The sequence below is a fragment of the uncultured Turicibacter sp. genome (assembly GCF_938044715.1).
Taxonomy (GTDB): Bacteria; Bacillota_I; Bacilli_A; order MOL361; family Turicibacteraceae; genus Turicibacter; species Turicibacter sanguinis.
The window spans coordinates 1-21,244 of record NZ_CALIOS010000028.1 but is presented as its reverse complement, the minus strand read 5'-3'; the positions used below and the strand labels follow the sequence as shown (position 1 = coordinate 21,244).

The window sequence follows — 21,244 nt, the reverse complement described above, 5'->3', positions numbered from 1 at the left end:
TTTTAATTTGTCTCAATAGAGGAATTTTATTCCTAGCACGTTGAGAAAAAAGCACCTTATCAGGTGCTAGACAGGTAAATCTCTTTTCGTAAATAGATATCCCCCTAATGCATATAGAGCCAGTGCAATCATCAACAAGATGCACATAAAACCATATGCACTTTTTTCACCTGATGCTATTTGACTAGAAGGGTATAAACTAAAAATCGTAAAATATTTAAAGATTTCTAACTTTTCTCCAACATTAGATAACATCTGGATTAAGAAAAATAAAATAGGCACACCGGCTCCTATTGAATAGGATAATTTAATTTCATTGCTGATGCAAGAGGCAAAAAAACAAATTCCGCTAATAGCTAAATGTAGGACGTATAAACCAATATTCATCCTAAAAAGAATCATCATATCTAACTCTCCTGGGAACATCAACTGTGCAAAACCTATCTCACCAAGTGTTATTAACATAATTAAAGCACCTAGACTTGTCCACATCACAGTTGCTTGAGTTAAGATAATTTTTCCTCTCGTGAGAGGAGAGGCTAATAAATAAGCCATTGATCCTTGATCAACATAACGCGCAACCAAACGATTGGCCAAAATGATTTCAAAAATCATGGGGAAAACGAGAAACAAAAATCCATAAAGGTACGAAGCTAGAAATTCAATTAACGTTGTTCCAGGATTCGTCATTCCAAAGGCACTCATTAACTCTGGCATTACCTGTGTAAATTGTTCTAGCACTTCTCCAAGTTTTGGATCAAACATTCCTGTAATAATCCCTGTATACATCATTAAGACAGCAAAAATAATAAGAAAAACTTTGTAGCTAGCTTTAAGTTCTCGTTTAAACAAGGTCAAATTTATCACGTTCTATCCCCTCCCATAAAAATGTAAAAACAATTCTTCTAGTGTTGGTGTTGTTGTATCTAAGTCCATAATTTTATACTCTGAGATGAGTTTTAAAAATGGAGGTAGCGTCCCCTGATAATGAACCTTAACTTTTATAGGCGAGATAAGCTTTGCATCTGTCACGTCAGTTGTGAATCTGCTAGCCTCTTCTTCTGTTGCAAATGTTAAGACATAGGATTTATGCTTTGATGCCTTAATTGAATTCACATCCTCAACCGCAATCAGATGTCCATCTTTAATCATTGCCGTTCGATCACATGTTCTTTCTATTTCTTCAAAAATATGTGATGACATAAAAATTGTTTTCCCTCTTTCTTTCTCTGACAAAATAAGTTCAATAAAACGATTTTGCATAAGAGGGTCTAGACCACTCGTCGGTTCATCTAAAATTAAAATTTCTGGATCATGCATAAAAGCACAAACAATCCCAACTTTTTGTTTCATTCCTTTAGACATCTTTTTAATTTTTCCACTCGCATTAAGCTCAAACATTTCCATTAATTCATAGGCTCGGCTTAAATCTTTCATTCCCCGTACACTAGCCGCAAATTTAATAAAGGCGATTCCTGTCATATCATCCATAAAAGCAATTTCCCCCGGAAGGTATCCCAACTTTTTTTGAATACGTGATCGATCTTCCATACAGTCTAATCCATTAATTTTACAACTCCCTGAATTACCATGAATAAAACCCATTAAGTGACGAATAGTCGTCGATTTACCAGCTCCATTTGGTCCTAAAAAACCAAAGACCTCACCCTTAGATACTGATAATGACACATTGAAGATCCCACGTCCTCCCCCGTAATCTTTCGTTAATTGATTAATTTCAATGACACTCATGTTCTTCCCCTCCTGATAAAAATCACCTTCTTAATTGCCTTTTATTCCTAAGGAGATTATATCCTCCTTAAATAGACTGGTCAACCTTATCACAGTCATTTAGACTCTATCTTCTCACTTTTAAAAAAATTATTAATCATCAAAAAATCAGCCAAATTGTCTTTGATTAAGATTACTAACACAAGACTTAAAACACCACTACAAATCCAGACTGCATAAATACTTAAATAACTAATCAAAGTTGAACCCATAATAGCACCAAAACAAAAAGAACCAATAATAATGATATAACTCAAACATTTTATTTTAGATTCTTGATGATGGTGCAAACAGTAAGCTGTCAAATTTTCCGCTGCCGAACGAAGATTCCCCGTACAAACCGTTGTCGCATAAGCAAAACCATGAAGTTTCTTAAAACTACTAATTTGCATCGCACAAATAAAAGATACCATTGAATTAACAATGATTGGAGGATAACTTAACGGATATAAGCCAACGCCAAATAACAGAATAATCTCAATCACTAAAACATATTCATGCCAATAATCATGCTTCTTTACAATTTCTGTTACAACTGCTCCCATAAAAAAAGCAATAATTGGGACAAGATAATAAAGAGCTTGAACAAAATGTCCCTGAGAAATTTGTAAGGTCAATAAAACCATGTTCCCTGTCTGAGCATTAGCAAAAACGCCCCCTCTTAATAAATAAGTATACACATCCAAAAAACCTCCAACAAAAGCTAATAAAATTCCAACTCGCATTGTTTCATGCATTTTTACTTCCTGATTCATAAATCCCCCTCCTACCTATATACAAACAGAAATGTATTTCACTATTATAAATGAGTCTCAATATTGAAGTCTTTTTGATCCTTAGGCGTCACTATAGTCCAGTTAAAAGTTTTTCAAGTGTGAAAAACTTTTAACTGGACTTATATATATAAGTTATGAGACAATATACATCAATTTTCTCAGAACACGTTTTCAATAACAAAAAAGAGGATGACTTTTAACAAAGTCTCCTCTTTTTATTCTTATTCTTCTATCTTTTCAAATCGTTTAAACCTTTGGCCATCCTTTGTAACAGTCTCAGTCCACATGGGGCCCCCTGCCTTTGCGAATAGCAAAGGTATCCTCAATTACTGGGGTTATTCTTCTATCTTTTCAAATCGTTTAAACGTTTGACCATCCCTTGTAATAGTCTCAGTCCACATACTAGCCGGACGTACCCAAGTACCAAATTCACCATATAAGGCTTTATACACAACCATTTCTTCAAGAGTTTCTGAATGTTTAGCAATAGCTAATACTTCATACTCCTGCCCTTTAAAATGTCTATACTTTCCTAATTGAATTGTCTGTGACATCTCTATGCCTCCTAATACATTTATATTTCTAATAATTTTTCAGCAAACTTATTCATAAACCATCGAATACCTGACCCTACAACTACTTATAAACGAGAAACTCCCCTAGTCGTAAAGAATTTTTAAAAACTACATTCATTTTTCTTTAATATCATTTCAGGCCTTCATTTTTTATTGCCCCTCTATTGTGGATACATAGCTTCTCTAGGATGGGGCTATGAAGCCCTAGCTATTGAGATTGCTAAGAGCTAACGCTTCTTAGTCTAGGGGATTCACTTTTGTAAATCTAGTAATTCATCTACGCGTTCGATCATATATCGCTGCGCATCTTCTAACCCTTTATTATAAAAATGTGGCCCCATTGTATCAATCAAAAAATCGAGCATTAATTCTGCCGATAAGTGTCCTAACTCCTCATCACGTTCTTTTAAAAAATAGGTTTGAAGCTTTGAAATCATTTCCTCTTTTTGTTTCTTACTTATACAGTCCTTCATAAAAAAACCTCCCTTATCACACTCTAACCAATAGTATATACCCAATCAACCTTATCCTTTTAAATCATTTCATCTTAAATCTTCAACTTTCTTATTCTATTTATATCATAAAGTATTCATCAATTACCAGTTCTACTTTTGACAGGGCCTTTGCTCCCCTCTAAAGCTCAAGTTTATAAAGAAGGTAAAAATCATAAAGAATTCGCCGATAATCGGTATAAAAGTCACGATAACTGACAACTATCAATTAGCATAAGAATACACTATCATTAACAAAGGAGGGTCAGTACAATGAAAAAAGCCTATACTTTTATTTTAATTGGAATGGTCTTCATTTATCTTAATCTACCATTGGTTGGATGGCTTGTTAACATAGCAGGTTACTTATTAATCGTGACTGGAACCCATCTCTTGACTCAACATAAACAAAATAAAGGTCTTGAACTGTCTAAATATCTCTGTATCGGACTAGCCTGCTTTGAACTGTTACAACAAGGATTTTATAATTTAATTGGAAACAACTCTACATACGCTTATATACTGATTATCGCTCTACTACTCATTCAATTTTTTATCTTCTACCTGATTATAAAAGCAGCAGCTGATGAAACTGAATCGCTCGATATTCAAACATACCAACAAGTTTACTTAATCATAGCAATCGTTGGGCTTATCTTATATATTCTCACTTGTTTCTTCTCAGGATTTTTTGCCTTACTCATGGGATTACAAGTCATTGAATTTTGTTTTCTCTGTTATGTCTTTCAATATTTCCGAACACACATCAAATAAAAAATCAACCAGTAACTGGTTGATTTTTTATATCTAGTTATAAATTGCTTTAATTGGTTCTAAATTTGCAGCTTTACGGGCTGGAACAATTCCAAATATAATTCCGATAATAATCGAAGTTGAAGAAGCCCCAACAAAGGCAGATAGTGATAAAATTGGAGTAAATGGTAAGAATAATCCAACGATCTGAGATAATACAAAACCAGTTAAAATCCCGATAATCCCACCGATTAATGTCACAAACATTGCTTCAAATAGAAATTGTAACAGAATAGAATTTGGAGTTGCTCCAATGGCACGACGAATTCCAATTTCTCGTCTACGTTCTGTTACCGAAACGTACATGATATTCATGACACCAATTCCACCTACAAGTAATGAAATCGCCGAAATAAAAGCAATAAACAGGGTAATCGCTGAAATCATCTCATTCATTTCTTTAACCATATCACCTGGATTCCAAGATTCATAGCTTCCATTAATTCCTTCATGCGCTTCTTCAAGTGACTTAATAACCTCACTGATTACGGCATCGTAGTCAAAACCATTTTCGATATAGATATAGGCACTTCTAGGCGCAAACTCTGTCTCATCCACTAAAGTAACAGGGGTTCGATCAAGTGAAGCCTGTTGAACTAAATCATAACTCCAATCAAAGATACTAGCTGGTTTAGCTTGTACCCCGATAATCTCATACATAGTTGAATTTATATCGATAGCGACTCCAATAGCCTCTTCTGGACTGCTAAATAAACTTAATGCATTTTGATAAGTAATGACGATAACATCATTTAAAACATCACTACTCTCAAAATATCTTCCTGCCGCAAGTTCTGGCTCTGGATAATTTTCATATGCTTCGGCAAAAATCGATGTACTTTGTCCAAAGATACTAGCCGATCCTGATAGGTAAGTAGGAGAACTATCTGAAGAAGATTCTCCATAAAAATCTTTATTAATTTCAGCTTTGCTAACACCTTTAATTTCTTCAATCATAAGGATATCATCATCTGTGATTGGCTTTATCGTTGCCAAATCGTCATAATTATTCGGATAAAAACTGACTTCAATTTTATTTCCCCCAAGTTCAGATGTCGTCTCAGCAAAGTAGGCCTTTACCCCATCACCAATTGCTAAAATAACAACAACAGAACTAATCCCAATAATAATTCCAATCATCGTCAAGAATACGCGGACTTTATTCGCCTTAATATTAATCAAAGCTCCTTGAATAATATTAATTAAATTCATGACATCACCTCTTCATTGAATACCCCATCACGCAGGTAAATGACTTTAGAGGCATACTTCACTAAATCAGGGTCATGTGTCACCATGACGATTGTTTTTCCTGCTTGATTTAAATTATATAAAATGTTCATAATTTCATTACTTGTATTTGTATCTAAAGCCCCTGTTGGTTCATCTGCAAAAATTAGTTGTGGTTCATTAATTAGGGCACGAGCAATCGAAATACGTTGTTGCTGTCCCCCCGATAATTCATGTGGATACTGATTTATTTTTTCTAAAAGACCAACCATTTGAAGTTGATGTTTTACTCTTTCAAGTCGCTCTTTTTTTCCAAGTCTGTTGTCATACTGAAGCGGTAATTCGATATTTTGTCCAATTGTTAACGTTCCAATTAAATGAAACTGTTGAAAGATAAATCCAATATTTCGATTTCTAAAATGAGATCGTTCAACTTCAGTTAAATGCGTGACATCTTTACCATCAAAGATATACTCACCTTCCTCAAATCGATCTAAAAGACCAAGGACATTTAATAACGTCGATTTCCCACCTCCTGATTTCCCCATAATGACAACAAAATCACCTGTTTCAATGTTCAAATTCACTGACTTTAAAACATGTAGCTTATCTTTTCCCACATCATAATACTTTTGAATATTTCTTAATTCAATTAAATTACTCACTAGTTTCACCTTCACTTGGGTTGATTAAAATCTCATCCTTCTCTTTTAATCCAGATTTAACTTTTGTATAACCTTGTTCTTCTCCTGCAACCTCAATCTTTTGTTTGGCAAACTCTCCCCCATTTTCTACATAAACATAATGACTATCACCCTCAACTACAATCGCCTCGGTTGGAATACTAATTAATTGATCGGCTAATTTGATAGAAACTTGAGCTTGATACCCATTCACGAGTTCAGATTGATCATCTAAACTAACTTTTACAAGATACGTCGATGATGTTGAAGTACCTGAAGTATTTGTCGCTTGAAGTGGATCTTCATCAATAAAGGTAATTTTGCCACTCACCGTTTTATTCGTCGCAATTAATAAGGTCTCAGCTTCCATTCCAACACTGATCTTCGCATAATCCTTTTCTCCAACTGATGCTGTGACATAAAAATCAGGGCTCTTTAACTTTAAAATAACTGGATTTTCTGAACTTGAATCTTCAACAAGTGAAATAACACCACTAAATGGAGCAACTTCTTTGATATATTCTTTTTCTTCAAGTTTTGTTTTTTCTTTAACTAGCGTGTTAATTTGCTCCTCTAAACTATTAAATGTTTCTTGATCTTCATCACTTAGCTGACTTCTTAAATCACTAATCTGTGTATCAAATTCTGCTACCTGTCCGGGTAAATTATATTCTAATTCATTCTTTTGAACATAGCAGCTTTCAATTTGAGCGTCAAGGTCTGCCACTAATGCGGCATCATTCTCATCATCTGGGTTTAACTCATTTTTTTGTTTTACTAATTCATCAAGTTTCTTTAAAATCTGATTCACTTGAGATTTAGTTTCTTGTTGTAATTTTGACTTTTGGTCCTCAATCGATTTAATTTGTTTATTCACCGACTTTGCTGCAGGTGTCCCTTCACTCGATAATTTTGCTTTCTTAGCATTCAATGTCGCAATCTGTTCATTTAAATCATTAATTTGACTCGTGATTTCAGCATTATGATAAGTGATTAACACATCACCAACTTGAACTGAATCTCCATGACTCACATTAATCGTCATTTCTTCACCTTTCGTCACATCCTTTGTGAACGTCGTATATTGTGATGGAATCACACTTCCTGATAAAATAACTTTCTTTTGATTTGGAACAACATATGTATTTTGAAATTGCATTTGCGGTTCCACTTCTGGTTGTGAATTAAATTTCATAACGCCTACTATTAGCATGAGTGTAAGAAGACTAGCTCCCACCCCAATAACGATTTTTTTCTTCTTCAACATCATAACCTCCACTTTATTCTCTAATTAACTTCGAAAGTAATTCTTACTTTTTTTGTACCTTTATCTTAACAAAATAATCTTAAGATATTACCTAAGAAGTTCTTAAGATTATTGTATTTTCTACAAAAAAATCCTCTAGTCGCAATGCCACCTATCATTGCTTAACTAGAGGATTTTAACTTATTCCATCATTGAAAGTAATTCTTCAATCTTTTCGACAACACCATTCTCATCATTACTTTTCGCCATGAATCTTGAAACTTGTTTTAACTGTTCGTGAGCATTTGCCATCGCAAAACTATGGTAAACACTTTGCATCATCTCTAAATCATTCAAGTAATCCCCAAAGGCGGCCGTTTGTTCATGCTCTAACTTAAATAATTTTTTAACGTGTTCAATCGCATATCCTTTATTAGCACCTTTAGCAGTAATATCTAACCAGATTTCGCCCGATACCGACACCTGTTGGGTTTCATAATAATCTTTATAATATGGATACGCATTTTTTTCTGAGCCTGAGAAGTCGCAAATCGTTACTTTTAAAATATCATCGTCCACTTCATCAAAACTCTTCACGACTTGACGACTTTCATAATATTTTTGAACTTGTTCCACAAATCTTTCATCTGTATTCTCAATATAGGCTGCCTTTTTTCCGCAGACAATAATATAAGCATTATCAATTTGACGTCCCACTTCAATTAATTCTTTGGCGACTTGTTTGTCTAAAGCGTTAATTAATACCTCTTCACCTTTATACATCACAAACGTTCCATTCTCTGCGATAAACATTAAATCATCCTTTAATTCTTCAAAACGTTTGGCTAGGTTATAGTATTGGCGTCCACTTGCAATCGCAAAAATAATATCTTTTTCCTTTAACTTTTTAAATGTTTCATAAAATGATGGGTGAATTTCATTTTGACTATTTAATAAAGTCCCATCCATATCAGTCGCAATAAATTTAATCATAATCCCTCTCCTATTCACAGCTAATGTTAAGACCTGTTTGTTCTAACTTTTCTTTAATACGCCCTTCTAACTTAGCATCCGTCATGAGATGCGTAATATCTTGTAACGTGGCAAATTGATAAGATCCATCACGGTTAAACTTTTCATTTTCTATTAGGACGAAAACTTCCTTAGATGATTTAATAATGGTTTTCTTCGTTATCGATTCTTCCGCATTAAAATTGCTAATAAAGTTCTCATCCACATTAATTCCACCAACACCGATAAAGCTTTTATCGAATTTACACATCGCAATTTGCTCATTGGCAAGAGCCCCAATCATCCCACCAAGTGTCGCATTATATTGACCACCAACCATAATAACTTCAACAAATATGTTAGCTGAAAATAAAGGGGGGATTTCAATCATATTTGTCACAATCGTTAAACGTTTATTTAATTTAGATAATTGTTTAGCGAGAGCAAAGTTTGTACTTGAAATATCTAAAAAAATAACTTCTCCTTCATTAATAAATGGAATCGCACGTTTAGCAATTAGCTCTTTTTTATCTAAATCATGATGCATTCGAGTATTAACTCCCTGATCGTGAACGAGTGGACGGATGCTAATAGCACCTCCGTATGTTCGCTTTAAACGCCCCTGTTTTTCAAGCATTTGCAAATCTTTTCGAATCATGCTTTCTGAAACCTTAAATTGTTCACTTAAATCTCGAACTAAAACTTTTCCCTCAATCAATAATAGTTCCTCAATTTTATCTAATCGCTCTTGTAAAAACACTATCTCACCCGCTTTCATTCCCATTTCATATCATTTATTATCGATTATTATTATAAAATATCTTATCTGTTGATACAAGTCCTAATATTGAAAATAAATTTAATAATATCAACCTATTTATTTAGTAATATTACGAATTTATTTTAGTAGATAAACTTAGCTATATATGGTAAATTAAAGATGATAGCGTTTTTAAAATGTAAGAGGGGGAAATCAAGTGTACTTACTAAATAAGAGTAAAAAAGTAATGCTAGCTGCAATCTGTAGTACATCTATTTTTGGTATAACAGCCTTAGCAGAAAATGATTTAGTTAGCAATTCAAGCTTCAATGATGCTTTGAACAACTGGCAAATCGAGGGGGATTCTACGGCTGCTAGTATTAGCAACGCATGGGGATACAACGACTCATCAAGTCTAAATTATTTCTCAAATCAGGATTATGAAGTTCGCACCGAACAAACAATCACTGGACTTGAAAATGGATTTTATCGTTTAGAACTTTATTCTTCAAGTAGTGGTGGTCAAGAAGAACACTATGTTTACGCCAATAATGGTGCACGAACAAGCATTCCTGTCTCTGATGACTTTATTAAAGTTATATTAGATTTTGAAGTTTTAAATAATGAAGCAACCATTGGAATTTACTCAAATGGTCTACCAGGCACTTGGTCAAACTATGATGAGGTATCCCTACAGAAAAAGGATACTGAGTATCGCATGTTAAAAGGCGGAGACCTGACAATGGTTAACTTTATTGAAGATCTCGGAGGAGAATACTTTGATGAAGATGGAAATGCACGGGATGTTTTTCATATTTTAGCTGAGAATGGATTTAACTTCGCCAGGCTCCGTACTCATAATAATGTCGGACGTGATTTTTTATCACAATCAAGTCCTAGATACTATCTACCAGATGGGTATCAAAATACTGAAGATTTATTAAAAAGTGCAAAGCGTGCAAAAGACGTTGGTATGGCAATTGAAGTGACATTAAATTACAGTGACTGGTGGCCAAATGCTGCAAATCAAGAAATTCCTGCCGATTGGCGTGAAGCGATTGAAGGAATGTCAGATAAAGAAGCGGTTGATAAATTAGAGACGTTAGTTTATGACTATACAAAAGAAGTGATGCAAGCGTTAGCGGATCAAGGGACGACGCCTGAATATATTTCACTTGGAAATGAGATGCAATATGGAATTTTATATCCGTATGGGAATGTTGTGAATTTTCAAAATCTAGCGCGCTTTCTAAATGCCGGCTATAAAGCTGTTAAAGAAGTCTCGACAAATACACAAGTCATTCTCCACTTAGACGAGGCAGGAGATGACGATCGCTATTTTTATTTCTTTGATGAGTGTGAAAAATATGGGGTGAACTATGATATTATTGGTTCATCATACTACCCATTTTGGTCAGAGGTAACGGTTGAAGATGTGATGCCTTGGTTTGAGATGCTCGGTGAAAAGTATCAAAAGAAAATTGTGATTATGGAGACAGGATATAAATGGTACCCTGTTACGGCCGATAAAAAACCAGGACAATTAATTACAAATGGACCTGAAAGTCATGATGCCTCACCACAAGGACAAAAAGAATTTTTAGATGAATTATTTAATGGAATTCGAAACATTGAAAATAACTGGGTGATTGGAGATTTATACTGGGACCCAGTGATGATTAATCATGAGGGTGTTGGCTGGGCAATGATTCGCGGTGCCGCAGAAGATGGAAGCCAGGACATGGCTTTAAACAACGTTGTTTCAAACACGACTTTATTTGATTTTGAAGGAAAAGCACTGCCTGCTCTAAAATCATTTAAGGATACATCTGAAGGAAGTACAGAAGGGATGATTTCAGGTATTGTCTATGATGAAGAAGGTAATATTTTAACGGATGCGACCGTTATCCTAACCGTTGGAAAAGAGAAAGTCACTCGCTCAACTGACAAGTATGGACGCTTCTTCTTAACAAATGTAGAATCTTCAAAAACTTCAGAAGTAAAAGTAAGTAAATCTGGATTCAAGTCCGTCATTACAGCAGTTGATGTCCTCCCAAGTGAAACAACAACGATTGAGTTATCGCTTGAAGCATCGTCAGGAATTATTCCAATTGTGATTGGCGGTATCGTTTTAGTTCTTGCTATTTTAGGGACGATTTTCGTTCAATTAAAAAAGAAAAAATAACTAATTCTTCAAAAAAATGAAACCCACCAAATTTTAAGTTTGGTGGGTTTCATTTTTTTGAATTGACGGAAGATTTATCAAAATGCTTGTCCCTATTCCAACTTCGCTTTGAATTTTAATTCCAAAGTCATCCCCATATAACAATTTAATTCTTTCATCGACATTATTGATTCCAATACCAGTAAAATGATATTTTTTTCGTCCCATCACTGTATCTGAGCATTCCATCCCAATTCCATTATCAATAATTTCAATATTCAATACTCCATTATACTGATTAATATATACCGTTATTGTCCCACTGTCTAAACCAGCAAAGCCATGGAAAAAGGAATTTTCAATAAACGGCTGAATAATTAATTTAGGAATCATAAATTCTTTACAGTCCTCTGAAATTTGGTAATTAACCTTAATGCCATCCCCATATCGAACTTGATTAATATAAACAAAATACCCTAAATTTTTGATTTCATCGCGAACCGTTGTCATCTCATCAGCTGTTCCAATCACATTTTGTAAGATAGAAATGAGTGAATGAATGGTTTCATCAACCTCGTCGATTCGTTGCTGCTTCGCTAAATATTTAATTGAACTCAATGTATTATATAAAAAATGAGGATTAATTTGCATTTGCAATGCGGTTAATTCAGCTTTACGACGCTGTTCTTGCTCTGAGATGAGATTCGTTACATGTTTATTAATATTATCTAACATCGTATTATATGCTTCTGTAATGAGCTGAATTTCCTCACTTCCTTTATTATCTAAAATATAGCTCTTAAAATCATGTGTTTCAGTAAAAGTCATGTGTTTAGCTAAATGTCGCAACGGATTCGTAATATATCTAGAAAAAATAAAAACAAAAATTCCAGTCAAAATTAATGTTATAAAAATAATTAAAATAATATAATCTCTCAAATATTCTAATGATGAAAATACAATTTCAGGATATATTTCTCCAATTAAATAAGCATCATAAAATGGAAGATACAAACCAATGATTGTCTTATCTACGGTTTTCAATACCTTAATAGGACTTGTTTCAGTTTCATCGATCTCATCTATGGTTTCAAATAGCTCTAATTTATTCAAATATAATTGCGACTTATCACTGCTCGAGAGAACAACTCCACCTTGTGTAATTAAAGAAATTGTCATTCCATCTGTTACATAATCTTCATAGGTTGATGCCACATATGCTTCATCAACAATAACAACTATATAACCTATCAACTGATCTTTTGGATTATACAATGGTTTGGTAACCATTATATTATTCAAATATGGGGATGACTCTTCAAATAACCCCTTTTGCGAATGATAAACTATCTGATTAATAACTTTTCCGTCTTTCATTAGATATTTTTCAAAAAAATGATTAGGAATCGTATCCCATTTTGATGGATTGCTCGTATAATAACGCCCCTCGTTACCCAATGCACTCGACACAATATAATAAGATGATTCTGGTGTTATATACTCCTCGTAATCATCTCTAAAATGTCCTATATCCGTCACTAAATTAAATGACTCTAACGTAGATGGTTCGGATGCTAAGATATAATTTTTAAATTCATTACTACTTGAAATTTTACTAATTGCTATCGCAATCTTTGAGTTATAATCTAATAAACCTTTTTGAGCTTGTGTAAAATTCCGCTTAGCGATACTAATGACTTCATCTAACAAGACATGTTTTGAAATAAATAAACAACTAAACCCAATTGTAATTAGAGATACAAAAATAGCAGGTAGCATAATACATAGAATTCTTAAAAAAATCGTGTTATGCTTTTTCATTTTTTAAACAAACCTAATTCTTTTCTACGATACATCGATGGGGTCATGCCGACATGCTTTTTAAATACCTTTGAAAAGTAATTATGATCTGAAAATCCAACAATTTTACTAATTTCTGCAATCGTATCTTGGCTATCTCTTAAAAGTTTCTGAGCTTTCTCAATTTTAATTCGGTTAATATAAGTCGTTAGATTTTCACTTGTTTGATTTTTAAAATAGGTGGATAAATAATAATAATTGATATGTAATTTATCTGCAATATCAGATAAGGTAATATCCTCGTTGTAATGTTCTTCGACATACTGGATAACTTTTTCTAAAATAATAGAATTTTTTCTTTCAATTTGCTGATTCATCAGGTCTGATATTTCATTTAATAAAACATTAATTTTATTTAGGATGTTATTAACATCGTGACATTGATCAATTTCTTTAAATAATTTAATTTTTCCCCTATTAATGTGACTAACATCAAACCCTAATGTACTGCTTGTGTTGATAATATTATAAATAATATTTTGAACTAATCGTTTAAAATCATATTCATCGTATAATCTTCTAAATTTAATATTCTCAAAATAATATTCAATATATTTCTTCGCCTCATCCATATGAACTCCTTTAATTAATTTGATGAGTTGTGACATATCAAATTCAAATTCTCCCTGAATACCATCGTTAATTTTAACCGTTTTTTCAAAAACAACAGATTCATTCCAAAAATAAAATAATCGTCCTATTTTACTAGTCAGTTGTTCATTTATTTTTTCTAATTCCTGAACTGTTTTAAACGTTGAACTCACAATAAATTTAATTGAATTTAACTCCTTGTTAAGGGCATCATTTAATATGCTAAGTGAAGCATAAAGATCATCTTCTACAGTGGGTGAGATATTAACTAATAGATAGTATTCACGATCACTACAAACCTCAATATACTGATACCTATTTAAATGAGCCTCCACTATCTTCGATAACTTATCTTTAACATTTTCTTTTTCTTGCTGTGGGATATTTTGTAGTGAACTCTTTATCAATATAAAGATAGATTGATCCATATAACTTGATAACTCTTCAAGATCCCCATGCGAGTTGTTTTTATCAATCAAAATAGATTTCAACAATTGTGATGGATTAAATGGAAGTCGTTGGGAAAGATCATGTTCTCTTAATTCAGTACTAATTTTCGTTAATAAATTAATCAACTGTTCACTTTTTAACTGAGGCTTTAACAAATAGTCTACTGCACCATATTTAAAAGCTTCTCTGACGTAATCAAATTCACTGAAACTACTTAAAATAATGACTTTAATGTGCGGATATCGCTCCTGTACCACTTTCGTAAAATCTATTCCATTCATGAGTGGCATCACAATATCCACAATCACAATATGAGGATTTAATTCTTCAATTAGCACCAAAGCTTCTTCCCCATTAGCTGCTTCCCCTACTATATTAAAACCATAGCTGTTCCAATCACATAAATATTTAAATCCATTTCTTAAAATCAATTCATCATCGACAATAAGCAATTTGAACAAATCTTTCATTGTCATCCCCCACCTCTATTTATTAAAATTGCATCTAATCACTAATATTTTATACTTTATAAAATTATTACTCTATTTCTAATTCTATCAGAAATCGCTTCCAAATATAATCCTATTATTGGTAAATTTTTTACTATAAACGCTTTCTTCATTCTGATAGTATACAAGTATAAGTTAATTATCATATAGGGGGACTTATCAATGAATAGAAAGAAATTATTTACTTCATTAACTACTTTATTTTCAGTCGTGTTATTATCAACCACTGCGGGTTGTAGTTCTTCAAATAATACATCTGATACAACCACCTCATTGAATTCAAATAAAGTAACGGTTTGGTGTTGGGATCAATCTTTTAACGGAAAAGCTTTATCATTTGCCGAGGAGATTTATCAAAAAGATCATCCAGATTTTGAATTAGAAATCATCGATCTTTCAAAAACTGACTTAGAACAAAAATTAACAACTAACCTAGCTTCAGGTATAACGAATTCATTACCAGATATCATTCTTGTTAACGATACAAATGCTCAAAAATATGTTGAATCATATCCAAATACATTTGCTGACTTAACAAACGCTGTTGACTATTCTAACTTCGTTCCATATAAAGTAGCAAGTGTAACAGTTGAAGACAAAGTATACGGAGTTCCATTTGATGTTGGGGTTGCTGGATTATTCTATCGTACAGATTATTTAGAAGAAGCAGGATTTAGTGCTGAAGACTTACAAAACATCACATGGGATCGCTTTATTGAAATTGGAAAAGTAGTCTATGAAAAAACAGGAAAATACTTATGTACAATTAATCCTAATGATGAAACATTAATTTCAATTATGCTTCAGTCAGCAGGTTCTTGGTTTATTACCGGTGAAAATAAAGGAAACTTCACAGACAACCCTGTTATGGATGAATCATTACAAGTTTATTATGAGTTAGCTTCATCCGGTATTGTAAAACCTGTTACAGGTTGGAGTGAATTTGTAAATAGCTTCAACAATGGAGATGTAGCAACGGTTATTTCTGGAGTATGGCAAATTGCAACAATTATGGATGGTACAGATCAAAGTGGTAAATGGGGAGTTGCACCGATTCCAAGCCTCGATGTCGCTGGGGCAACAAATGCTTCAAATGAAGGTGGATCAAGTTGGTTTGTTTTAGATAATGCTGCAAATAAAGAAATTGCCATTGATTTCTTATCTTCAACTTTTGGAAACAATACTGAACTTTACGAACAATTTTTAACAGAATGTGGTGGTGTGGCATCATACTTGCCAGCATTTGAAAGCGATGTTTTTGCTCAACAAGTAGAATTCTTTGGTGGACAACAAATCTATAGCTTATTCTCTAATTGGTTAACTGAAGTACCTAGTATTTCTTTTGGAACTTACACACAAGAAGCTAAAGATGCACTAAAAAATGAATTACCTAGCATTATTAATGGTTCATCAATTAGTGATTCTCTAGAAAATACTCAAAAATTATTCACACAGCAAGTTCAATAGTTTTACATTGTAGAAAGACTGCTTTGAGTGAGTCGCAAAGACAGCTTAAAGCAGTTTTTCTTTAAGTTAAATAGAAAGCTTAAGGTGATTATGATGAAATTAAAGAATTCTAAATTTAGTAATAATTTAACGGGATGGCTATTTATCATCATTCCAACACTATTGATTTTCATTTTTTCGTTTTATCCAATGATTCAATCATTTATTTTATCTTTTTATTCGGGAAAGGGATTAGTAACAAGTTTTGTTGGAATTAATAACTACATTCGATTGTTCTCAGATCCAATGTTTTTACAAGCCGTATCAAATACATTCCTATACTTAATTATTCAAGTTCCAATCATGCTAATTCTTGGATTAGTGATTGCAAATCTATTAAACTCTCCTAAATTAAAATGTCGTAGCTTTTACCGTACAGCTATTTTCTTACCATGTGTGACATCACTCGTTGCCTACTCTATCCTATTTAAAAGTATCTTTGCATTAGATGGCGTGATTAATAACTTCTTACTATTTATTCATGTCATCGATGAACCCATTGCTTGGCTTCTAGATCCTATTTGGGCAAAAGTTGTTATTATCATTGCCATCACATGGCGATGGACAGGGTATAATATGATTTTTTATTTAGCTTCTATGCAAAATATTGATTCAAGTGTTTATGAAGCTGCTGAAATTGATGGTGCATCAAAGTTTCAACAATTCACCAAAATTACAATTCCTTTATTGAAACCAATTATTTTACTAACAACGATTATGTCGACAAATGGGACCCTTCAATTATTTGATGAAGCCATGAATATTACCAATGGTGGACCAGGTAATTCAACCATGACAATTTCTCAATATATTTATAACTTATCCTTTGTCTATACACCAAACTTTGGTTATGCTGCAACAGTCTCTTACGCCATTGTATTTATGGTGGCGATATTAGCTATTATTCAATTTAAATTGGCGGGTGGTAAAAATGAATAAAATCAGAACAGTTTGCACACATGTATTTCTTTCAATTGCTTCTTTTATTTCAATCTTCCCATTCTTTTGGATGATTGTCGGAATGACGAACTCTTCAACCGATATAGTTAAAGGTAAATTAACATTCGGAAGTGAACTTATCACTAATATTTCAAATTTTTTATCTTCAGTAAATCTAGGTAGTGTCTTATGGACCTCTATTAAAATTTCCGTTTGTGGGACATTTTCAACACTCTTACTTTGTTCAATGGCGGGATATGCATTTGAAATCTATAAGTCAAAATTTAAATCTCGATTAATGGCTTTATTAATGCTTTCAATGATGATGCCTTTCGCAGCATTAATGGTTCCACTCTTTAAAATGTTTAGCGGACTAAACTTAATGAATACAGCAATTGCAGTTGTTTTACCATCTGTCGCAACAGTCTTTATGATTTTCTTCTTCTTACAAAACACGAAATCATTTCCAACTGACTTATTACAATCTGCACGCGTTGATGGCCTAAATGAGTTTCAAGCATTCTTTTACATCTTTATGCCAACGATGAAATCAACTTATGCAGCCGCAGCTATTATTACCTTTATGAGTTATTGGAATAGTTACTTATGGCCTTTAATTGTATTACAAACTCAAGACAATAAAACAATGCCCCTAATTATCTCTTCTCTTGCATCTGCCTACAGTCCTGATTATGGAATGATTATGGTCGCTATCGTTATAACAACAATTCCAACGCTACTTATCTTCTTCTTAATGCAAAAACATTTCGTTGAAGGAATGGTTGGAGCAGTTAAGTAAAATTCACTTTAAGTTAAAATTCCATCTTACTTTCATGCAATTTTTTCATCTCATATTTATTATTTTTAATCTTTTATTATTCAATTTTCTGTAGTCAATAAATCTTCAAGCGTTATTTTTTTATCTACTAAAAAAAATATTTTTTTACTCAATTTTACTTTATTTAATCGCTTTCATCTGATAATATGAGGATGTTAGGTTAACATTTAAGGGGAGACTTAAAAATGGAATCAAATAAAATGAATGTTGCTAGCTTCTTACACGGAGCAGATTATAATCCCGAACAATGGCTAGACCGTCCTGATATCTTAGCTAAAGATATTGAATTAATGAAAGAAGCGAACTGTAATGTCGTTAGTATCGGGATGTTCTCTTGGGCAATGCTAGAGCCAGTTGAAGGTGTTTATAACTTCGATTGGATGGCTAATGTCATTGATCGTTTATATGAAAATGGAATTTATACAATTTTATCTACACCAAGTGGAGCACGACCTAACTGGTTAGCACAAAAATATCCAGAAGTTTTACGTGTTGAAAAAAATCGTGTCCGTAACTTATTTGGACTTCGTCATAATCACTGTTACACTTCACCTATTTACCGTGATAAAGTGGCACAAATTAATGGAGAGTTAGCAAAACGTTTTGCCAATCATCCGGGTGTTATTTTATGGCACTTATCAAATGAATACGGTGGTGAATGTCATTGTCCACTTTGCCAGGAAGCATTCAGAAATTGGTTAAAAGAAAAATATAAAACATTAGATGCTATTAATGATGCCTGGTGGACAACATTCTGGAGTCATCGTTATACATCTTGGGATCAAATCGAAAGTCCCGCACCACATGGTGAAATGATGGTTCATGGTTTAAACTTAGATTGGAATCGTTTCGTTAGCGATCAAACAATCGATTTTATTCGTCACGAGCGTGATAGTGTTAAACCATTTAATCCAAAATTACCAACAACCATCAACATGATGTATTATTTCTTTGGAATTAATTACTTCGATTTAAAAGATGAAATTGATATCGTTTCTTGGGATAGCTACCCGGTTTGGCATAAAGCAACATCAAGTGATTTAAATATCAGTTGCGATACAGCCATGATGCATGATATTATGCGCTCAATTAAAAATGAACCTTTCTTATTAATGGAAAGCACGCCAAGTATGACAAACTGGCAAAATGTCGCGAAACTAAAAAAACCTGGTATGCATATGCTTTCTTCTATGCAAGCTGTTGCTCACGGTTCAAACTCTGTTCAATACTTCCAGTGGCGTAAGAGCCGTGGATCATCGGAAAAATTCCATGGTGCGGTAGTCGACCATTATGGAAAAAGTGATACACGAGTATTCAATGACGTCAAAGAGCTAGGGGCCCGTCTAAAAGGATTATCAGATATTTTAAAAACCAATACTCATCCTGAGGTTGCCATTTTATTCGATTGGGATAATCGCTGGGCAATCGATGATATGCAAGGACCTCGTAATATCGGAATGCACTATAAAGAAACGGTTCAAGAACACTATAAGGCATTCTATGAAATGGGAATTCCAGTTGATTTCGTGGATATGAGCTGTGATATCTCAAAATATAAAGTATTTGTCGCTCCGATGATGTACATGCTTAAATATGGATTTGAAAATAAAATTAAAGAATTCGTTGCAAATGGTGGAACACTCGTGACTACTTACTGGAGTGGCATCGTGAATGAAACTGATCTTTGCTTCCTTGAAGGAACCCCTCACGGTTTAATGGAGGTTGTGGGTCTTCGCAGTGAAGAAATTGATGGATTATTTGATGGAGAAACCAACAGTGCTTCTTCTATCTCATCTCATTGGTTAACAGAAAAAGACTGCTACACCTCATCAGAACTTTGTGACTTAGTCATCCCAAGTACCGCACAAACGTTAATGAAATACAATGAAGACTTCTACAAAGGAATGCCTGCCCTAACCTTAAATCATTTCGGTAAAGGACAAGCGTTCTATATCGCAACTCGTTTTGAAGAATCATTCTACCATGACTTCTACTCTCAATTAGTACAGGAACTTGAATTATCAACGATCCCTGATTTCAATGTTCCTAAAGGAGTTATCGTTTCAACGCGTGATAACTATCGATTCATCCAAAACTTTAACAATCATGAAGTAGAAGCGGAGGCTTTACCAACTCATTACACTGTCGTAGATACTGATAAAGATATCCACCAAAACTTTATTTTAAAACCATTTGAAGTTTTAATTGTAAAAGGCTAAATATCAAAAGGCTAGTTACCTATCCCTGTGGTAACTAGCCTTTTGATTAACTTTCAATATTTAAAATAGTTAATACCTCTTCAAGAGATTTCACACGATAATCTGCTTGCAATTCAGGTTCTCTATTTCCACTTTCATAAAAACACGTTTTAACCTTGGCCTTTTGTCCTAGAAGAATTTCAATTTCTCTATCTCCAACAATCATCGCTTCCTTTGGATGAATCTGATACTTGTCTAGTAAGTAATATATTGCCTCAGGATCTGGTTTTCGCGCAAATTGATTATCTTTTGTCACGATCTCTGTGAATAATTCGACCATTCCATTCTTTCTTAAAATGTCGTAAGTAGTACTCCCTCGATGCGTCAAAATGTAATTATATCTTCCCGCCTCTTTAATTCTTTGACAAACCTCTTTAGCATATGGAAATGGTAACATGTTTGATAAATCAATGTGACTTTTTTCATCTTGATATACCTCAGTTAATTCTTCACCTAATAAAAACTGATTTTGATAATATTGAACGGCTGTTTTTTCAGAATTCAAAAATAGCTTTAAAACCTCATCATACTCAGCTTCAACTTCATACTTTTTTAATGCTCTTAAAAAGGCATTGACCATTCCCGGATAGGAATCAAATAGTGTGCCGTCAAAATCCCAAATAATATGTTTAATCATCATCACGGTCCCTACTCATTTATCCTTAAATTAATTCAATATGATCTAAATCTAATTTATATTTAACATCCTTACGCTCCACAATCACATTAATTTTTTCTTTTAATTCAGGATCT

Annotated in this window: 19 protein-coding genes; 6 read left to right on the top strand and 13 right to left on the bottom strand. The window is 33.3% G+C overall.

The genetic code is table 11. The features are described 5' to 3' along the window. Window positions 1–66 precede the first annotated feature (66 nt). The 5 genes from QWC74_RS02920 to QWC74_RS02900 form a co-directional block, all read right to left on the bottom strand. A complete protein-coding gene (locus QWC74_RS02920; protein ID WP_006784160.1) occupies window positions 67–867 on the bottom strand; it encodes an ABC transporter permease subunit in 801 nt (266 codons plus the stop codon). 3 nt (window positions 868–870) lie between these two features. Continuing rightward, the gene (locus QWC74_RS02915) at window positions 871–1,752 is read right to left on the bottom strand and encodes an ABC transporter ATP-binding protein (RefSeq protein ID WP_006784161.1); all 882 of its coding nucleotides are present in this window, start codon (window positions 1,750–1,752) and stop codon (window positions 871–873) included. Window positions 1,753–1,847: 95 nt separating this feature from the next. Beyond that, the gene (locus tag QWC74_RS02910; RefSeq protein WP_006784162.1) at window positions 1,848–2,546 is read right to left on the bottom strand and encodes a YoaK family protein; all 699 of its coding nucleotides are present in this window, start codon (window positions 2,544–2,546) and stop codon (window positions 1,848–1,850) included. Window positions 2,547–2,902: 356 nt separating this feature from the next. Further along, window positions 2,903–3,121, bottom strand: a complete 219-nt coding sequence (locus tag QWC74_RS02905; RefSeq protein ID WP_055163793.1) for a DUF1653 domain-containing protein — start codon at window positions 3,119–3,121, stop codon at window positions 2,903–2,905. A 272-nt stretch (window positions 3,122–3,393) separates the two neighbouring features. Further along, complete coding sequence (locus QWC74_RS02900) at window positions 3,394–3,615, bottom strand: DUF2164 domain-containing protein (RefSeq protein WP_006783278.1); 222 nt, start codon at window positions 3,613–3,615, stop codon at window positions 3,394–3,396. 291 nt (window positions 3,616–3,906) lie between these two features. Between QWC74_RS02900 and QWC74_RS02895 the strand changes: the two genes are divergently transcribed. Further along, window positions 3,907–4,407: a hypothetical protein gene (locus QWC74_RS02895; protein WP_006783279.1), complete on the top strand. Its 501-nt coding sequence runs from the start codon at window positions 3,907–3,909 to the stop codon at window positions 4,405–4,407. Window positions 4,408–4,440: 33 nt separating this feature from the next. Here QWC74_RS02895 and QWC74_RS02890 read toward each other — a convergent pair whose 3' ends face one another. The 5 genes from QWC74_RS02890 to QWC74_RS02870 form a co-directional block, all read right to left on the bottom strand. Then, on the bottom strand, window positions 4,441–5,658 hold the full coding sequence (locus QWC74_RS02890; protein ID WP_006783280.1) for an ABC transporter permease: 1,218 nt from the start codon (window positions 5,656–5,658) through the stop codon (window positions 4,441–4,443). Next, window positions 5,655–6,341, bottom strand: coding sequence for an ABC transporter ATP-binding protein (locus QWC74_RS02885; protein WP_006783281.1), 687 nt, complete (start codon window positions 6,339–6,341; stop codon window positions 5,655–5,657). The genes QWC74_RS02890 and QWC74_RS02885 overlap by 4 nt, the downstream gene beginning before the upstream one ends. Beyond that, complete coding sequence (locus tag QWC74_RS02880; protein WP_155222829.1) at window positions 6,334–7,626, bottom strand: biotin/lipoyl-binding protein; 1,293 nt, start codon at window positions 7,624–7,626, stop codon at window positions 6,334–6,336. Before QWC74_RS02880 ends, QWC74_RS02885 begins: the two co-directional genes overlap by 8 nt. Window positions 7,627–7,806: 180 nt before the next feature. Further along, window positions 7,807–8,598: an HAD family hydrolase gene (locus QWC74_RS02875; RefSeq protein WP_006783283.1), complete on the bottom strand. Its 792-nt coding sequence runs from the start codon at window positions 8,596–8,598 to the stop codon at window positions 7,807–7,809. A 10-nt stretch (window positions 8,599–8,608) separates the two neighbouring features. Beyond that, window positions 8,609–9,376, bottom strand: coding sequence for a DeoR/GlpR family DNA-binding transcription regulator (locus tag QWC74_RS02870; protein ID WP_009607640.1), 768 nt, complete (start codon window positions 9,374–9,376; stop codon window positions 8,609–8,611). A gap of 217 nt (window positions 9,377–9,593) precedes the next feature. On the opposite strand from QWC74_RS02870, the gene QWC74_RS02865 reads away from it, so the two are divergent. Continuing rightward, window positions 9,594–11,561 (top strand): glycosyl hydrolase 53 family protein, encoded by a 1,968-nt coding sequence (locus QWC74_RS02865; protein WP_288993907.1) that lies wholly within the window; start codon window positions 9,594–9,596, stop codon window positions 11,559–11,561. Window positions 11,562–11,594: 33 nt separating this feature from the next. Here the strand turns inward: QWC74_RS02865 and QWC74_RS02860 are convergent, their stop codons facing one another. Beyond that, window positions 11,595–13,361 (bottom strand): sensor histidine kinase, encoded by a 1,767-nt coding sequence (locus tag QWC74_RS02860; RefSeq protein WP_155062200.1) that lies wholly within the window; start codon window positions 13,359–13,361, stop codon window positions 11,595–11,597. Beyond that, the gene (locus tag QWC74_RS02855) at window positions 13,358–14,911 is read right to left on the bottom strand and encodes a response regulator transcription factor (protein ID WP_006783287.1); all 1,554 of its coding nucleotides are present in this window, start codon (window positions 14,909–14,911) and stop codon (window positions 13,358–13,360) included. Before QWC74_RS02855 ends, QWC74_RS02860 begins: the two co-directional genes overlap by 4 nt. Window positions 14,912–15,112: 201 nt before the next feature. Between QWC74_RS02855 and QWC74_RS02850 the strand changes: the two genes are divergently transcribed. The 4 genes from QWC74_RS02850 to QWC74_RS02835 all read left to right on the top strand — a co-directional run bounded on the left by QWC74_RS02850 (window position 15,113) and on the right by QWC74_RS02835 (window position 20,452). Next, window positions 15,113–16,417 carry an ABC transporter substrate-binding protein gene (locus QWC74_RS02850; protein ID WP_006783288.1) on the top strand — a complete coding sequence of 435 codons (1,305 nt, stop codon included), beginning with the start codon at window positions 15,113–15,115 and terminating at the stop codon, window positions 16,415–16,417. A gap of 93 nt (window positions 16,418–16,510) precedes the next feature. Further along, window positions 16,511–17,395, top strand: coding sequence for a carbohydrate ABC transporter permease (locus tag QWC74_RS02845; RefSeq protein ID WP_006783289.1), 885 nt, complete (start codon window positions 16,511–16,513; stop codon window positions 17,393–17,395). Beyond that, complete coding sequence (locus QWC74_RS02840; protein ID WP_006783290.1) at window positions 17,388–18,194, top strand: carbohydrate ABC transporter permease; 807 nt, start codon at window positions 17,388–17,390, stop codon at window positions 18,192–18,194. Before QWC74_RS02845 ends, QWC74_RS02840 begins: the two co-directional genes overlap by 8 nt. 224 nt (window positions 18,195–18,418) lie before the next feature. Beyond that, window positions 18,419–20,452 carry a beta-galactosidase gene (locus QWC74_RS02835; RefSeq protein ID WP_132942559.1) on the top strand — a complete coding sequence of 678 codons (2,034 nt, stop codon included), beginning with the start codon at window positions 18,419–18,421 and terminating at the stop codon, window positions 20,450–20,452. A gap of 46 nt (window positions 20,453–20,498) precedes the next feature. Here QWC74_RS02835 and QWC74_RS02830 read toward each other — a convergent pair whose 3' ends face one another. Next, a complete protein-coding gene (locus QWC74_RS02830) occupies window positions 20,499–21,131 on the bottom strand; it encodes an HAD-IA family hydrolase (RefSeq protein WP_006783293.1) in 633 nt (210 codons plus the stop codon). Window positions 21,132–21,244: the final 113 nt, after the last annotated feature.

Bases quoted from the DNA above. Each gene is read 5' to 3' on its own strand.
- QWC74_RS02915 (WP_006784161.1), bottom strand. From the start codon at position 1,752: ATGAGTGTCATTGAAATTAATCAATTAACGAAAGATTACGGGGGAGGA.
- QWC74_RS02910 (WP_006784162.1), bottom strand. From the start codon at position 2,546: ATGAATCAGGAAGTAAAAATGCATGAAACAATGCGAGTTGGAATTTTA.
- QWC74_RS02905 (WP_055163793.1), bottom strand. From the start codon at position 3,121: ATGTCACAGACAATTCAATTAGGAAAGTATAGACATTTTAAAGGGCAG.
- QWC74_RS02900 (WP_006783278.1), bottom strand. From the start codon at position 3,615: ATGAAGGACTGTATAAGTAAGAAACAAAAAGAGGAAATGATTTCAAAG.
- QWC74_RS02895 (WP_006783279.1), top strand. From the start codon at position 3,907: ATGAAAAAAGCCTATACTTTTATTTTAATTGGAATGGTCTTCATTTAT.
- QWC74_RS02890 (WP_006783280.1), bottom strand. From the start codon at position 5,658: ATGAATTTAATTAATATTATTCAAGGAGCTTTGATTAATATTAAGGCG.
- QWC74_RS02880 (WP_155222829.1), bottom strand. From the start codon at position 7,626: ATGTTGAAGAAGAAAAAAATCGTTATTGGGGTGGGAGCTAGTCTTCTT.
- QWC74_RS02875 (WP_006783283.1), bottom strand. From the start codon at position 8,598: ATGATTAAATTTATTGCGACTGATATGGATGGGACTTTATTAAATAGT.
- QWC74_RS02860 (WP_155062200.1), bottom strand. From the start codon at position 13,361: ATGAAAAAGCATAACACGATTTTTTTAAGAATTCTATGTATTATGCTA.
- QWC74_RS02855 (WP_006783287.1), bottom strand. From the start codon at position 14,911: ATGAAAGATTTGTTCAAATTGCTTATTGTCGATGATGAATTGATTTTA.
- QWC74_RS02850 (WP_006783288.1), top strand. From the start codon at position 15,113: ATGAATAGAAAGAAATTATTTACTTCATTAACTACTTTATTTTCAGTC.
- QWC74_RS02845 (WP_006783289.1), top strand. From the start codon at position 16,511: ATGAAATTAAAGAATTCTAAATTTAGTAATAATTTAACGGGATGGCTA.
- QWC74_RS02840 (WP_006783290.1), top strand. From the start codon at position 17,388: ATGAATAAAATCAGAACAGTTTGCACACATGTATTTCTTTCAATTGCT.
- QWC74_RS02835 (WP_132942559.1), top strand. From the start codon at position 18,419: ATGGAATCAAATAAAATGAATGTTGCTAGCTTCTTACACGGAGCAGAT.
- QWC74_RS02830 (WP_006783293.1), bottom strand. From the start codon at position 21,131: ATGATGATTAAACATATTATTTGGGATTTTGACGGCACACTATTTGAT.